The organism is Streptococcus sp. FSL E2-3494 (assembly GCF_038007085.1).
Classification (GTDB): domain Bacteria; phylum Bacillota; class Bacilli; order Lactobacillales; family Streptococcaceae; genus Streptococcus; species Streptococcus thermophilus.
Window position 1 is genome coordinate 1298854 of the sequence record NZ_JBBOWN010000001.1, and the last position, 15934, is coordinate 1314787.

11 protein-coding genes and 8 pseudogenes are annotated in these 15934 nt (G+C 36.6%); 3 read left to right on the forward strand and 16 right to left on the reverse strand.

Annotated features, from left to right (window positions below; genetic code table 11):
• Positions 1-67 precede the first annotated feature (67 nt).
• The 8 genes and pseudogenes from NST05_RS06705 to glmS all read right to left on the reverse strand — a co-directional run bounded on the left by NST05_RS06705 (position 68) and on the right by glmS (position 6579).
• Positions 68-349: pseudogene (locus NST05_RS06705) on the reverse strand (DUF5960 family protein).
• Positions 327-704: pseudogene (locus NST05_RS06710) on the reverse strand (hypothetical protein). Before NST05_RS06710 ends, NST05_RS06705 begins: the two co-directional pseudogenes overlap by 23 nt.
• Positions 701-1820 (reverse strand): annotated as a pseudogene (locus NST05_RS06715) (DinB/UmuC family translesion DNA polymerase). Before NST05_RS06715 ends, NST05_RS06710 begins: the two co-directional pseudogenes overlap by 4 nt.
• A gap of 165 nt (positions 1821-1985) precedes the next feature.
• Positions 1986-2837 carry an amino acid ABC transporter substrate-binding protein gene (locus NST05_RS06720; RefSeq protein ID WP_014621495.1) on the reverse strand — a complete coding sequence of 284 codons (852 nt, stop codon included), beginning with the start codon at positions 2835-2837 and terminating at the stop codon, positions 1986-1988.
• 12 nt (positions 2838-2849) lie between these two features.
• Positions 2850-3479 (reverse strand): amino acid ABC transporter ATP-binding protein, encoded by a 630-nt coding sequence (locus tag NST05_RS06725; protein WP_014621494.1) that lies wholly within the window; start codon positions 3477-3479, stop codon positions 2850-2852.
• An 8-nt stretch (positions 3480-3487) separates the two neighbouring features.
• Positions 3488-4129: an amino acid ABC transporter permease gene (locus NST05_RS06730; protein ID WP_014621493.1), complete on the reverse strand. Its 642-nt coding sequence runs from the start codon at positions 4127-4129 to the stop codon at positions 3488-3490.
• A 195-nt stretch (positions 4130-4324) separates the two neighbouring features.
• Positions 4325-4654 (reverse strand): zinc ribbon domain-containing protein YjdM, encoded by a 330-nt coding sequence (locus NST05_RS06735; protein WP_084825942.1) that lies wholly within the window; start codon positions 4652-4654, stop codon positions 4325-4327.
• A gap of 116 nt (positions 4655-4770) precedes the next feature.
• On the reverse strand, positions 4771-6579 hold the full coding sequence (gene glmS / locus NST05_RS06740) for a glutamine--fructose-6-phosphate transaminase (isomerizing) (protein ID WP_024009870.1): 1809 nt from the start codon (positions 6577-6579) through the stop codon (positions 4771-4773).
• A gap of 206 nt (positions 6580-6785) precedes the next feature.
• On the opposite strand from glmS, the gene NST05_RS06745 reads away from it, so the two are divergent.
• Entirely contained in the window at positions 6786-7694 is a 909-nt protein-coding gene (locus NST05_RS06745; protein ID WP_024704084.1) for a LysR family transcriptional regulator, read from the forward strand.
• 94 nt (positions 7695-7788) lie between these two features.
• Here the strand turns inward: NST05_RS06745 and NST05_RS06750 are convergent.
• Positions 7789-8603: pseudogene (locus NST05_RS06750) on the reverse strand (IS3 family transposase).
• 68 nt (positions 8604-8671) lie between these two features.
• Positions 8672-9385 carry a glycoside hydrolase family 73 protein gene (locus tag NST05_RS06755; protein ID WP_084825940.1) on the reverse strand — a complete coding sequence of 238 codons (714 nt, stop codon included), beginning with the start codon at positions 9383-9385 and terminating at the stop codon, positions 8672-8674.
• A 172-nt stretch (positions 9386-9557) separates the two neighbouring features.
• On the opposite strand from NST05_RS06755, the pseudogene NST05_RS06760 reads away from it, so the two are divergent.
• A pseudogene (locus NST05_RS06760) lies at positions 9558-10565 on the forward strand (YeiH family protein).
• Positions 10566-10619: 54 nt separating this feature from the next.
• On the opposite strand, the pseudogene NST05_RS06765 reads toward NST05_RS06760, so the two are convergent.
• The 3 genes and pseudogenes from NST05_RS06765 to NST05_RS06775 all read right to left on the reverse strand — a co-directional run bounded on the left by NST05_RS06765 (position 10620) and on the right by NST05_RS06775 (position 13240).
• A pseudogene (locus tag NST05_RS06765) lies at positions 10620-10935 on the reverse strand (hypothetical protein).
• 145 nt (positions 10936-11080) lie between these two features.
• Positions 11081-11479 (reverse strand): hypothetical protein, encoded by a 399-nt coding sequence (locus NST05_RS06770; RefSeq protein WP_011225860.1) that lies wholly within the window; start codon positions 11477-11479, stop codon positions 11081-11083.
• A 216-nt stretch (positions 11480-11695) separates the two neighbouring features.
• Entirely contained in the window at positions 11696-13240 is a 1545-nt protein-coding gene (locus NST05_RS06775) for a zinc ABC transporter substrate-binding protein AdcA (protein ID WP_084828764.1), read from the reverse strand.
• 157 nt (positions 13241-13397) lie between these two features.
• On the opposite strand from NST05_RS06775, the pseudogene NST05_RS06780 reads away from it, so the two are divergent.
• Positions 13398-14207, forward strand: a pseudogene (locus NST05_RS06780) (PrsW family glutamic-type intramembrane protease).
• A gap of 55 nt (positions 14208-14262) precedes the next feature.
• On the opposite strand, the pseudogene NST05_RS06785 reads toward NST05_RS06780, so the two are convergent.
• From NST05_RS06785 to NST05_RS06795, 3 genes and pseudogenes are all read right to left on the reverse strand, one after another.
• Positions 14263-14649, reverse strand: a pseudogene (locus NST05_RS06785) (C69 family dipeptidase); the annotation flags it as partial.
• A 130-nt stretch (positions 14650-14779) separates the two neighbouring features.
• On the reverse strand, positions 14780-14974 hold the full coding sequence (locus tag NST05_RS06790; protein ID WP_084828762.1) for a hypothetical protein: 195 nt from the start codon (positions 14972-14974) through the stop codon (positions 14780-14782).
• Positions 14931-15866, reverse strand: coding sequence for a hypothetical protein (locus tag NST05_RS06795; RefSeq protein ID WP_252989158.1), 936 nt, complete (start codon positions 15864-15866; stop codon positions 14931-14933). The genes NST05_RS06790 and NST05_RS06795 overlap by 44 nt, the downstream gene beginning before the upstream one ends.
• Between the last annotated feature and the right edge of the window lie 68 nt (positions 15867-15934).

Consider the following 15934-nt stretch of genomic DNA (forward strand, 5'->3'; position numbering starts at 1 on the left):
AAAATTTCTTGAAAGCTCTGGCTAGCAATTAAAGAAATACTATTTCTCCCGCTGGATGCGATATGATTTAATCATTTCCAAGATACCTATACTGTCTCACGAGTGTCTTGGAATCCAAAAGACTGACTTCAAAATGGAAATAATGATTGCGTCCGTCTCTAGCATTCTCTTTATTTAATAGAAAATAATTATTTTGACTGATATCCATCTCTCTAAGAATATCATCCGTCAAAAAGGTTAAGGGAATATCCATAGCAGACTAGCGATAAAAGTCTTCTTCAAACTTTAGATAGCTATCAGAAAAATAGTCAATTTGAAGTTTATCATCATAAATTTTTCTCTTCTTCATCTATGTTTTTCGACCTCCAAACTAATTTCTAATATGTCCTTTGTTCGAATACGTTTATGTCGCTTGGAAGATTTTATAGTAACTTGATCAAAATCCAAGTCAACCACATAGCCACTAAACCTACAGCGCCTACCTTGATCCTTTATCTGGAAATTCCCCAATAATTGACCCAAATAAAGCTGGTTCAATAAAGTAAACTTCTCTAAATCATCCAAACGATTAGTTAGATTTTCTTTAGTCTTATCTTCATGTAGTGAACTTGTGTGTTCCGACAAGAAATATCACATCCACTTCATCATTCTCCTATCTGATGTTCCCTAGCAGATTGAAAGGGAAGGTAACTACGATCTATCATTTTAAGCCATCTAATCCTCCAGCTGACTGTCCACCAATAAGCTTACTTTGAGCAATACTCCTAGATGCCTCCTGTAAAGCTGTTGCTTTTTGAATGATCGTAAAGCCAAATTCCTGACGAATACTATCTATAGCTGACTGAAGCCTTTCTTTTTTATCAATGTCATCTGGATTATCAAATAAAGAAAGAATTTGAATCTTTTCATCTACAAAATTTGCATAAGAAACACTGACACTTCTAACAGCCCCTCCTTGATATTTCTTCCGAAAGAGTGAAATGACATGCCCTATTAGTATTTTTGTATTATTGGCAGGCTCAATCTTCATCTGTGCTTGTAGCGAACGCTTGCCCTCTATCTTTGAAAATCCAATGCTAATGGAAACTTGACAAGCTTGCTTATGGACTCGTCTTAATCTAATAGCCACCTGTTCTGCTATCTCTTTCAGAATCAATTCAATATCAGCTTGCCGATCATAGTCTCGTGGTAATATTTGCGAATTTCCTAAACCATGTGACTTTGTTTTATAAGGTTTATGAACATTACTTTCATCAATACCATTGGCATGAAAAAAGAGGTCTAAGCCCACAATACCTAACTCCTTTTTAAGAGAATCAGGGTTGCTATTAGCAAGTTCTCGACCTGAAATCATATCTAACTTATCTTTTCTAGTAACAGTCCTATCCGGGGATAAAGTAATTTAATGACGACGTGAAATCAATGAATTTCTCATCAATAGAATAGGGAAGAATATCATCAACACTGGCATAATTATGGAAAATGTGTTGAATCTGGATATTCTTTTTGATATAAAGATCCATTCGAGGAGGAACACTAAAGGTAACCTTGGCCCAAGATTCTATAAAATCAATAAAATCTCTATCCGTTGGAAGTCCCTGTTTTTTGGCATTATAATAATGAAACTTACGAGAATAAATATCAAAAGGTAAATCATAAGATCGACTAACATTTGACTTGCCAAAAACATGCTTAAATATAGGGGAAGACGCTAATATTGAACCATTAGCGTTTTCAGCTCTACTCATCACACATAGAGAAGTCTTAAGTGGATGTAACCCACGCTCAACACACTCTACACTCGCATAGAAAGATTTCATATCTACAAAAGCAATATCACTTTTTGGCTCTCTTGAATAATCGAAATATCCATGCTTGTCCTTTTGTTAGTTTATAAACTAACGTTAGTATAAATTATAACTTGTTATATATCAAGTGTTTTTCACAAAAAATAACAACATTCTTTCTAGAATGTTGTTATAGTCTTATCTTTTCCCTTTAACTTGGTCTGTTGCGACATCTTCACCAAACCACTTGTTAGAAATCTTTTGGAATTCTCCATTTTTATAAAGAGTTTCAAATCCTTGATTAATTTTTTTTATTAGTGTCTTATCTACCTTACGAGCACCTACAGCAAAGCTTTCTCCCTCGTAACCAGCAGGCATAACATTATACTGATCCAGAACTCCTGATTTTTCTAGGTAGTAATTAGCGTACACACGGTCAATCAATAGGCCATCAATACGTCCACTATTAAGGTCAATCAAAGCTTGTGTAAAAGTCGAATATTGGACAACTTTTTGATTAGCAACGACATCCTTCAAAATTTTTGGAGAAGCATTGAATGCATCATAACCAGACGACCCAGCTTGAGCACCTAAGGTCTTACCTGCCATTCCTGCAACAGAATCAATTCCTGAGGACTTTTTGGTTACCAGTACTTGTTCATTTACCATATAAGGTTCCGTAAAGTCTGCAGACTGCTTACGTTCATCTGTAACCGAGTAACCATTCCAAATAAGATCAATCGTCCCATTCTTCAACTCAGTTTCTTTCATATCCCAGTCAATAGCTTGCCATTCAACATCGATGCCATATAATTTAAAAACTGCATTAGCCAAGTCAATATCAAAACCAATATAGCTACCATCCTTTTCCTCATATCCCATAGGAACAAAGGTTGCATCAAAACCAATTTTGATTTTCTTTTCTTTGGTATAAGTTTGCCACTGGTCTTTCTGAGTTGCAAAATGTGAGCGCGAGCTACAAGCTGATAGCGCAAACAAAGGCAAAATAATAAGACAGGCTAGCAAAACTATTTTCACTATTTTTTTCATAGAAAATCCTCGCTATTTTGGATTGATAGTGACAATCTCATCAGCGATGTGCTGTGCAAATTGCATATCGTGAGTAATAACGATTTGCGTAATCCCAATCTCACGATTCTGCAAAATCAATTTCTCTACTTCTTGACGCAACTCAGGATCAAGAGCTGAAGTTGGTTCATCATAGCCGACGATTTTCGGATCAATCATCATGGCACGAGCAAATGCAACACGTTGTTTTTGTCCCCCAGAAAGTGAATACGGATAAGCATTTCCATGTGCTCCAAGCCCTAAACGGTCAAGTAGAGTCTGAGCTTTTTTCTGGGCATCTTCCTTAGACATTCCCATCGTCTTAATTGGCGAAAGGGTTAAGTTATCTAAGACAGTCAAGTGCGGAAACAGTTGAAAATCCTGAAAGACAAAGCCTAGCAAGTTACGACTTTCCATCTGATCCAAGGGAATCTCTTCATTTTCATAAATAATTTGCCCTGAATCAATAGTTTCAAGTCCTGCTAGCATACGCAAAAGAGTTGTCTTACCACCACCGGATGGTCCAACGATAGCTAAGATTTTCCCCTCTTCGACAGTTAGGTTATAGTTATCAAAAATTTTGTGTTGACCAAATTGCTTGGAAATATTTTTTAATTCTAACATAAGGTCTCCTATTTATAATAGTTGAATTTCTTTTCGATGTTTTTCGAAGCCACAGTCACCAGACCCACAAGGATAAGATAAATAGCTCCGGCCACAAACATCGGTGCTAAGGTCGCATCACGGTTAGCAGCGGTACGACTTTCCAAAAGAAGGTCTCCAACCCCAAGAACATAAACCAATGATGAATCCTTAACCAAGTTAATAATCTCGTTAAAGATACTTGGCAAGACAATCTTAACCACCTGAGGAAGGATGATATAGCGTATGGTCTGGAAAGGACTAAGTTTAAGCATTTTAGCTGCTTCGTATTGTCCTTTTGGAATAGCCAAAATTCCTCCACGGAAAATCTCTGCGAAATAAGCTGCATAGTTAAGCGTAAAAGCAAGAATAGCAGCTGGTAGACGATCAAAGACAATCCCAACGCTTGGAAGAACGTAATAAACGAAGATCAATTGTAAAAGGAGGGGCGTTCCACGCATAATCCAAACGTAAAGGGTTAATAACCAATTTAAAGGTTTGAATTTAATCTGCATTAAGAAAGCAAGTACAATCCCTAATGGAATCGACAGTACGATAACAATGAAAAATACTTGAAGTGTGACTACCGCACCGTTCAAAAGGGCTGGTAATACTTCCAAAACGTATGACATATAAACTCCTATAATTATTTAGTGTTGATGAATATTATACCAAAAAAAACAAAAAAATAGTATAAGATTTTAAAAATACTAAAAGGAGTGAGACTGAACCCTCTCTAAAAATTGAGTTCTAATTCCCACTCCTCAAGGACTTAAATAATCTGGAAAACTGTAGGTCTTAAAAAATTTCCTACTTAATCCTTATTTTTAGATTTTCTTAACAAATTCTGATTTAAGTTTCATGGAACCAAAACCATCAATCTTACAATCAATGTTGTGATCACCTTCAACCAAGCGAATATTTTTAACACGTGTTCCTTGCTTGATGTCTTTCGGAGCACCCTTAACTTTCAAATCTTTGATAACTGTAACAGTATCGCCATCAGCAAGACATGTTCCATTGCTATCAAGAACCGCAAGTCCTTCTTCTGCAACTTCGTTTGGATCCCACTCATAGGCACATTCCGGACATACTAGCAAGATTCCATCTTCATAGACATACTCTGAGTTGCATTTTGGACAATTTGGCAATGACATAATTCTCTCCTAAGATTGTAATACAGATACTATTCTACTTTAGATTACTTAATTAAGCAAGAGTGAAAACAAGAAAAACATATACCCCCCTTACAATGTAAGAGATGTTAGTATTTTTATTCAACTGTAACGGATTTAGCTAAGTTACGTGGTTTATCAACGTCGAGTCCACGATGAAGCGTCGCAAAGTAAGCAATTAATTGTGTCGGTACTACCATTGAAATTGGTGATAGGTAAGGGTGGACATTATTAAGAACGATGTCATCACCTTCCTTAGCAACGTTTTCCTCAGCAATGGTCAACACTTTAGCACCACGCGCTACCACTTCTTGGATATTACCACGAGTATGACTAGCAAGAACAGGATCTGACAGGAGGGCAATAACTGGTGTGCCATCTTCGATAAGAGCGATTGTACCATGCTTCAACTCACCTGCTGCGAAACCTTCACATTGGATATATGAGATTTCTTTTAATTTAAGACTTGCTTCCATAGCAACATAGTAATCTTGACCACGACCAATATAGAAAGCATTACGTGTTTCTGAAAGAAGAGCTGCCACCTTCTCATCAATCACTTCTTTTTCAGAGAGCGTTGATTCGATAGATTGTGCTACAAGTGACAATTCATGTACCAAGTCGAATGCTTTAGCTTTTTCATTACCATTAGCTTCACCGACTGCTTTAGCCAAGAAGGCAAGGGTCGCAATCTGAGCTGTGTAAGCTTTAGTAGAAGCTACGGCAATTTCTGGTCCAGCATGAAGAAGCATTGTGTGATCAGCTTCACGAGAAAGAGTAGATCCCGGAACGTTTGTCACCGTCAAACTTGGAATTCCCAACTCGTTAGCTTTAACAAGAACCTGACGACTATCTGCTGTTTCACCTGATTGACTAATAAAGACAAAGAGAGGTTTTTTGCTAAGGAGTGGCATACCATAACCCCACTCAGAAGAAATACCAAGCTCAACTGGAGTATCTGTCAACTCTTCAAGCATCTTCTTAGAGGCAAAACCGGCATGATAAGAAGTTCCTGCTGCGAGGATATAGATGCGGTCAGCTTCTTGAACAGCTTTAATAATTTTAGCATCTACAGTCACTTGACCCTTGTCATCAGTGTAAGCTTGGATGAGCTTACGCATCACTGTTGGTTGCTCATCGATTTCTTTGAGCATATAGTATGGGTATGTCCCTTTACCAATATCAGAAAGGTCAAGCTCAGCAGTATAGCTATCACGTTCTTTAACATTCCCATCATAATCTTGAACTTCGACACTATCAGCTTTCACGATAACCAACTCTTGATCGTGAATTTCCATGTATTGATTTGTTTCGCGAATCATAGCCATAGCATCTGAGCAGACCATGTTATAACCACCACCAAGACCAATTAAAAGTGGTGATTTGTTTTTAGAGACATAAATTGTTGATGCATCTTCAGAATCCATGAGGGCAAATGCATACGATCCACGGATAATGCGGAGAGCCTTCTTGAAAGATTCAATAGTTGACAAACCGTCTTCTTCAACAAATTTACCAATCAAGTGAACAACAATTTCAGTATCGGTTTGACCTTTGAAATGATGACCAGAAAGGTATTCTTCCTTAATTTCAAGATAGTTTTCAATAACACCGTTGTGAACCAAAACGAAACGTTCTGTTTCTGAGCGATGTGGGTGAGCATTGTCTTCCGTTGGTTTCCCATGAGTCGCCCAACGAGTATGTCCGATACCTGCAGTACCTTCTACACCTTCAATTTTAGCAGTAAGTTCCGCAATACGGCCAACAGCTTTAACCGATTGACTAGATGTTTCACCAGCTACAAAGATACCGGCTGAATCGTAACCACGGTATTCTAGCTTTTCAAGTCCTTGAATCAAGATATCAGTTGCATTTGTGTTACCTACAACACCAACAATTCCACACATATTTTTAATAATAACCTCAAGTCAAAGAGGTCATGTCTCCTTCATTTAAAATTGGTATAGTCAATAAGCTCTTTTAAAAGCTTAACGAAGACAGTATATTCCATATATTCAACATTGTCAAGCATAAAATTGGTATAGTTTCCAAAAGACCTTTTAATTGCTTCTTATCCTAAGGAATAATACTTAAAGTATGCTATAATAAGGCTATGCGAATTCAACAATTACATTATATTATCAAAATCGTCGAAACCGGCTCAATGAATGAAGCCGCAAAACAACTTTTCATTACACAACCAAGTCTTTCAAACGCTGTCCGCGATTTAGAAAGAGAGATGGGAATTGACATCTTTATTCGTAACCCTAAAGGGATCACCTTAACCAAGGATGGTGTTGAATTTCTATCTTATGCCCGTCAAGTAGTAGAACAAACTAATCTCTTAGAAGAACGCTACAAAAGTCACACAGAGACACGTGAATTATTTAGTGTTTCTTCTCAACACTACGCTTTTGTCGTCAATGCCTTCGTCTCACTTCTCAAGAGAGCTGATATGACGCGTTACGAGCTCTTCTTACGTGAAACTCGTACCTACGAGATTATCGAAGACGTTAAGAACTTCCGTTCAGAAATCGGTGTTCTCTTCCTTAATGGCTATAACCGAGATGTCTTGACTAAAATGTTTGACGATAACAGACTTACCTATACTAGTCTCTTTAAAGCTAGACCTCATATCTTTGTCAGCAAGTCAAATCCTCTGGCCAAGCATAAAGTGGTCTCATTGGAAGATTTAGAGGACTTCCCTTACCTTAGTTACGATCAGGGGATTCATAATTCCTTCTATTATTCTGAAGAGATTCTCTCACAAATCCCCCATAAAAAGTCGATTGTGGTTTCAGACCGTGCAACACTTTTTAACCTATTAATTGGTTTGGATGGATACACAATTGCCACTGGTATCTTAAATAGTAATTTAAATGGTGACAATATCGTCTCTATTCCACTAGATGTTGATGATGAAATTGATATTGTATACTTGAAACACCAAAAGGCTACTCTCTCTAAAATGGGAGAAAAATTCTTAGACAACCTTGTTAAGGAGGTCACTTTTGATAACTAATATAAGAGCTACTTAGTCCCCACCACATAAGGTTGGAATTTTTTATCGTTCAAAAAAGCCCCTTGTACTGACCCCAAAAAGTTAGACAAATAATTTATCCAAAGGATTTAGTTCTGTATTGCACAGGACTGAGTCCTTTTAGTTTTACCTTAATGCGTTTGTTATAATAATTAATATAGTCTACAATAGCTTGTTTCAATGTTCAAGTGAGTGAAACGTCTTCTCGTAACCATAAAACATCTCAGACTCAAGAATGAGAAAGATTCCATCATACCATTGTCTGGACTATTTCCCTTACGTGACATGGACGGTTGGGTCCCTTTATCCTCCAAAAAATGATGATAGAAATCGTGTTGGTATTGCCATCCTTGGTCGCTATGGAGAATTGTGTTTTCATAATGGTCTTCTGTAAAAGCTTGTTCTATCATAGCTTTCACTTGTACTAAATTCGGCGACCTAGAAAGATTATAAGCGACTATTTCACTATTGAAGCCATCTAATACTGGTGATAAATAGAGCTTTTGGCTGCTTGCTGGAATTGCAAACTCTGTCACATCTGTGTAGCACTTTTCCATTAGTTTGGATGCTTCAAACTGCCGTTGAATAAGGTTATCTACTTTCTTGCCAACTTCTCCTTGGTATGAAGAATACTTGCGTTTACGACCCAGTTTAGGTGGTCTCCCTCTTGTTTTCTCAACAATAGTATACCCATTTTTGTATTGTGCTATCCAATTGTTAAGCAATCCTTGATTTGAGAGGCCATAGTCCAGGCAAACACTTTGTTGAGAACAACCCTTCAAGTAGAACTTTATCAATTATTTCTTGTTTTAATTTAGGAGAATAATAACGATTCTTTCCCTGCTTTCTCAGTTCATATATTTGAACTTTATCTTCGTAAGTCAATTTCATAATAAAAATACCCCAAAAGTTAGATTTTTTCTGTCTAACTTTTGGGGTGCAGTTCATTTCGGCTCTTTTTATTTATAATTTTTATAACTTGCCCAAGCCACATCTATAGATAAGGTCTCAGCATCTGTGTATGATCCTCTATAACTATTCCAAACTAGATCGCTACTCGAACCTGTTGCCTGGGTAACTGGGGCTTGGTCGTAGATAGTAAGCCCATAGTATGCAATAATACTATTTAACTTAGAAGCATAAAGACTATCTGTAGCATAGGTTCCTGTGAGTGTCTGAGTAGCATCCGCATAGCTGCTTGTATTTGATTTCCAAGTACCTGAATAAGTGGATGACGTCATTAAAGCAGCATAATCTGCTAGGGAATCACTCAGACTTCCATATGAACGGAAGGGCTCGTCAATCTCGTAAGTATTTCCTGTACCGTCATCTTCCCAAGTACGCATTGTAACAGAGTTCCCATTATAAGAACCCTTAATACCAAAGAAGTTGTAATAAGGAGCTTGACTCAAGCCTGACTGACCTGAATTTGATTCCAAAATAGCTTGAGCAATTAAAACAGAGGCATAGATATTGTAATCTTGACCAATCTGTCTCGCAGTCTCTCCGATACTATCAATAAAAGCCGTCGTAGTTTGATTGTAGGAAGCTTCAGCTTTAGCAGTAACACTGTTATCATTTTTTCTATCTGTTGTAAATGCCAACACCAAAAAAAGTGAACAAAAAAAAGCCCCCACTATAAAAACAAAATACTTCTTTAAAAGACGACACATACAACCCTTCCTTCATAAAAAATTAATCATAATGTTTTAATACTATTCTATCAAAAAAACTAACATCCCGCAATCTTCTTACCTAGTTTTTGTTGAGAATTAAGGCATAAGTCGCCTTTACATCGTATTTATAATAGGCTATAATATAGCTAACTTTTTAGGAGATGACTTAATGAAAATAAAAGAATTCTTACCAGGAATAAGTATTTCAATACTTATATCACTCATAGCTTGGTATCTTGGAAACTTATTTCCTATTATTGGTGGGCCCGTCATTGGACTTTTTATCGGACTCTTATTAGCTAGTCTACTTATAAATCAAAAAAGATTTATAATAGGGATGCAATTCACATCGAAAAAAGTATTGCAATACGCAGTTATTCTTCTGGGATTTGGATTAAATCTTTCTCAAGTCTTCAACGTTGGTTTAACATCTCTACCCATTATTTTAACTACTATTGCTACGGCACTGATTACTGCTTATGTCATCCACAAGCTATTTAAATTAGATAGTGAAATCGTAACTTTAGTAGGAGTAGGATCATCTATCTGCGGTGGTTCTGCTATTGCAGCCACTGCGCCTGTTATCAAGGCCAAAGATGAGTCCATTGCAACTGCAATCTCTGTTATTTTCTTTTTCAACATTTTGGCAGCTCTACTTTTTCCTCACTTAGGCTCTTGGTTAGGCCTCAGTAATCAGGGCTTCGCTATATTTGCTGGAACAGCTGTTAATGATACATCCTCTGTAACTGCTACCGCTAGTTCATGGGATAGCTTACATGGAACATCCATCCTAGAGCAGGCAACGATTGTTAAACTAACAAGGACACTTGCTATTATTCCTATTACTCTAGGACTCTCTATTTGGCAGTCAAAAAAAGATAATACAAAGGAAAGGTTTTCTCTGACCAAAGCAATTCCAAACTTTATCCTTTGGTTCCTGTTGGCTTCACTCATTACAACCGTTGCAATGTCTATGGGGGTCCCAGCAACTATCTTTGCTCCTTTAAAAGACCTTTCAAAATTCATGATTATCATGGCCATGACAGCTATCGGTTACCAAATAAATCTCAAAAAACTAATTACTAAGGGAGGTTCTGCTCTATTAGTGTGAGGGCTTTGTTGGCTATTAATTAGTATCGTTTCACTCCTCATGCAAAAACTATTAGGATTTTGGTAAAATAAATAGAAAACTCACAAACTTGCTTAGTTTGTGAGTTTTTTTATTGTGTAGTTATTTTTTATATTCAAAGATATAGGTTTGAATAACCTTATCTCCCTCATTTGTCACTCTCAAGCCAACATCATAGTTATTAGTTTCACCACTTATGTCTTGAACCTTATAAAACACCATCCTTCTTTACTGAGGAAGGAGATACTTGACCAGAATAATGGTTTACTTCAAGAACTGAAGTGCTCTCTGGAGATAAGGAAATGAAACCATTTAAAGAATAAAAACCATAAAAAATAAAAACTAGAAGGCTGAGTGAAGCAAGGCTCCCAAAATAATACTTAAAAAAAGCCCCCGATTTCAACCCCTGTTTACTCACTTAGTTATTATCTTCCTTTAACTTAACATTATTTTTATTAGAGTATCTTTAAATTTTATTTTACACATATTGGGGAATTTTGTCAAATTATCTGATATTTAAAACATAAACTAAATTTCTTGACATATCAAAAGCCATTAGCAATCTAACGGCAATTTTTTATATCTGAGATAACGTATTCAAGACGGTTATAAAGACCAAGCAATAAGTCATAACTTCGATTTTCGTTTTCTTTCAAAACAGAATAGACTGTTGTACCGTAACTAAATTCAAAGAAGTCATCTAATTCTTTAAGCCAGTCATCAATAACCCCTAAATTTTGATCGATAATAGCAAATAAACTTGGCTGATACCAGATTGTACCTTCGATATAAAGGTTTTTGTCAGATAATTTAGATAGTGATACTTTTAAGTCAGCAAGCTCACGTTTAGCAAGATTGGGATCAATCTTGAGATCGAAAAGCAAGCGTGCATCATGATTAAGAATATTGAGTTCTGCTTGAAGCAGTTGAATATAGTGTATCGCTACTAAATACTGGTTCATAGGTCTCTCCTGGTCTTATGAAAATCGTAATATTATTGTACCACTAAAGAATGAAAAAAGTAGTAATTATTTAATATTTTACGTGATTTTTTTAGAAATATTTTTATATTGAAAGTTTTATTTTAAAATAATTACACTAGTTGTTTTTCTAATACTATAAAAAATGAATAATTTTCAAAAAAATAAAAAAACACTCAAATGAGTGATTTAATACTCTTAGTGACTGACCATTTCTTGTGCAATTTCTAAGCCGCTAAGTTTTCCAGGGTAGTAAGTTGGCCAGTTGTCCATTTCTTTTAGAATTTCTTCTTGGCTACTATTACCAAAGAAAATGTGAAAATGTGCTGAGCTTGTTGGATCTATTTGATGATCAGAGAATTGGACATACTGGTAAGGATTATCTGCCGCTTGACTGTCAGTTGCCGTAAAGAGATAACGAACACCCTTTTTACCAGAAGAATAGGTCAAAATCTTATAACCATCATAACGATAAGTGTGTGTCACACTGCTTCCATCAGTCTTAGTGAAAGTCATGGTCATCTTTTTCCCATCAATGGCAATTTTAGAAACATCTGTTTGATAACCCTTAATATAGTATTCTTTGTACTCTTGTGCTGTTTTATCCTTATTCAGCAGAGATTTGTATTCAAATACTTGATCTAATGTACCATCTTGAAGGAAGGGATAAACCGATTGCCACTCACCTGACCAATCTGACAGTTCTCTGTCTTTAACATCTTTGTCATCAAAGTAACCATTTTGAACAGTTTTCTTATCATTGCTTCCATCTTCAGGTTGAATATCTTTACCTTCAACATCTGTTGTCAAACGAAGACTTTTTAGATTTTCAGTCATAACACTGACATAATCTTCACCTTTTTTCAATTGATCCTTAGTTAGGGATTCAATAGGGTTTAAAACTGCTGTCTTAACTCCTACTTCATTGGCTAAGGTTTTAGCAATACTACTAGAAGCATTCTCTTCAAAGTAGATATACTTAATGTCATATTCTGAAACATACTTAGAAAGGCTAGCGATACGTTTTGCAGATGGATCAGATTCAGCTGAAACACCTGAAATTGGTACTTGGGTTAAACCATAATCTAAGGCAAGGTAGGCAAAGGCTGAGTGCTGTGTAACAAAACTCTTCTGTTTTGCCTGACTAAACGCTTGTGTATATTCCTTATCCAAAGCTTGTAATTTTTTTAGATATTTTTCTGCGTTGGTCGTAAATACCGCTTTTTTATCTGGATGTTGAGCAATCAAACCATCTCTAATAGTTTCCACTAATTTTTGAGAACGTTTTGGTGAGAGCCAAACATGGGGATCGTACTCATGATAATGTTCTTCACCACCGTGATCGTGATCTTCTTCCTCTGTACCAGGCAAAAGAATCATTCCTTTACTTGCCTTAATGACTTTGGTATGTTTGGTGTTAATGTTTTTTTCAACCTTTGGAACCCATGTTTCCATATTCTCATTCAGGTAGACAAAAGTGTCAGCCTTCTCAATATCAGCAACATTCTTAGTAGAAGGCTGAAAATCATGGACCTCACTACCTGCAGGGATAAGATAAGACACCTCCCCCTCATCTCCAACAACCTGTTTGGTGAATTCATAAACAGGGTAGAAGCTCGTTACAACCTTCAAATCACCATTTCCCTTTGAATCGTGTTGACTAGTCGTATAATAAATACCTGCACCAGCTACTAGAACAACAGATGCTAATCCTACTAGGCCAAAAATGCGTTTCTTTTTCATGATATTCCTTTCAAAATACTTAACCAGTTAATAGTTTGCTGGTTAAGTATATCACACTAATTTTATTTTGCAAGTCCCTAAATAAAAAAATTGAAATATTTCGAAGAGAAAAAATGATTCGATATACTGGAAGTATCATTTTGAAAGTAGGTTACACATGTTTCGAAAACTAACCCTATACATTTTTCTATTTTTGTCAGCCATCGGCCTTGACCTATGATACACAATCATATACTTCTGGCTCGGCTTATGGAATTATTGGGCTATCAACTCTCATTGCTCTCTGCTACATCATTCCAGCAATATTTCTGATTCAATTCTTAGGCAGGAAATATCAGGTGAAACCACTTGTTCTCGTATTTGCTCTAATTGGCGGATTCTTTATTACAGGTTGGTTGGCAGGTTATGCTAATACTTTTTCCCATGAATGGGTGACTGCCCGTCTTTCTTCAAAGAATTTCTTCTACCGATTTGAGGATGCTATAATGGCACCACTGGTTGAGGAACCTCTCAAACTAGCAGCATTTATCTTTGCTGTCTATGTGGTTCCAACAAAAAGTTACAGAGGGCTCTTACTCGTTGCTATTACAGCAGGTCTGGGCTTCCAGATTAGTGAAGACTTCTCCTATATTCTTTCAGATTTGCCTGATGTTTTTTCTTATACACTCTCAGGAATTCTTGGTCGAACTATTGGTGCTGTATCGTCTCACTGGCTTTACACATCCTTCCTCGCTATGGGGCTAGTCCTGATATGGTGTTCACGTCAAAAACTCATTAGTTCTAAATACAGTCTTATTGGTATGCTTTATGCTTGTGGTGCTTTTGCGGCACACTTGCTTGAAATTTACCTCTTCGAAATTTAGAAAGCGATTTGCCATGGGCATCAGGTCTTCTTATTTCACTCAATCTTTTCTTCCTCATTATACTTTATCAGATCCTCTCGAAACTGGATGAAGAAAACAAGTAATGTTAAACTACGAAAAAAGCCTTTCCAATTTTATGGAAAGGCTTTTTTGATGACTTTAATCACTCATAGAAAAACGATCGGTCATCAGATTACTAGCATCATCTAAGACTTTTGCCAATAGTTTATCTGTTTCTGACTGAATCTTATCACTAATTTTTTGATTTTCAGCTTCAAAATCAATACTTTTATCATTAGCTAAAGCGGTATCAACATGATTAATCATGGCATGGCCAAGAGCCATCGTTGTTTCTACATAAGTATCCAAATCAGCTTCATGATATTGGAAATGAGGATCACAGATAGCAGCAATCAAGCGATTACTCCAGTAGAAATTACCTGTATCTACTTTATCAGTTGTTTGACGGAAATAAGCAGGTGTTGTTCCGACCTGAGTCCAGAATGACACCATTGCACCAAAAGTCATTGATCCATAGGCTAACCATTAAGTTCTGTTGCAAAGTTTTCCAAAAAATCTATTTTAGTGTAAAATTGAGAAAAAAGACAGAGAGGACAGAGTAATGAATCATTTAATTTCTCCCAGCTCTTTATTAATCATTCTAACTTTTTTAATACTATTTTTTCTTACCACTAATAACTTTTGCCACAAACAGCGCCGCACTTGCTGCGGCAGGTACTGCAACTTTTTTCACAGTACTCACAAATGACTCGAATACTCGAGTGTGCTCACGACAAAAAAAGGCTTTCTTATCAAAAGTTTCTTTATCACAGCTTGGCATCATGCATTTTTTGGGTTTCAATTCTCTCATAATCCTGCTCTCCAATCCTTTTATTTATCACTTCATCAACTAAATAGGTGATTCTGTCAGTGACATCTAGGGAAATTTCATCAAACTTTCCGTCCATACCTTTGTGCGCATTGTCAATCTGCCAGGCAAGCGTTCTTTCAGTATCACCAACTTCTTCAAGTAATGTTTGTCCTATGAACGACTTATAGTTCATTAGTGTTGCAATCAATGCTTGTTGCTCGCCTAATGCAGTGTGAGCGACAAGGTTTAATTGGACAGTTGAATTTAAATAACCAACTGAATTTTGAAGGTGATTTTCGATTCGTTGTGCCTCTTTGGGTTTGATTTTGGTATCAATGAAGGCTAGTGCATCATGATGAATGGCTAGCATCAACTTCGCGATAGTGTCGTTATTTGTTTTGACGGCTGAAATCAATAATTCCTTTTTTACTGTCTCGTCATCTGCTGACAAGGCTTCCACAACCTGCTGTCGAGCACTAAAAAAACCAGCATATCTGTCATTGTATTGTCCCTGTTCGACTCTTTCAACCAAGCGATTCAGACTCTCTATTTTCTCGACAATATCAGCCAACTGCCCTTGAATAGCAGTTAATTCAGGCAAATTACCTAAATTCTGAACAACCTTTTTATCTAGAGTTACAAAGCTCTGGCTCTTCCCGGTTGAAACATCTTTAATGACTGCATAAGTTTCTCCTGTCTTCTTACGAATACCTAAGGTCCACTCACCCGATTTCAGCTTTTCCTTAACATAATCAGACAGCTTTGCTACATATTCGACCTCACCCTTGTTCGACAATTCTTCGATAAGTTTTGCCTCTGAAATGTGAGAAAAAACACTTGTTCGTATTTTCTCCGAAAGAGATAAACCAGCCGCTTTTTGCAGCGGAGCCAAAGAGTAAGAATTAAAGTCGTAGTTGTATAAACCTTGATTGGTAACGTCAATATCGGTGTCTTGATTGC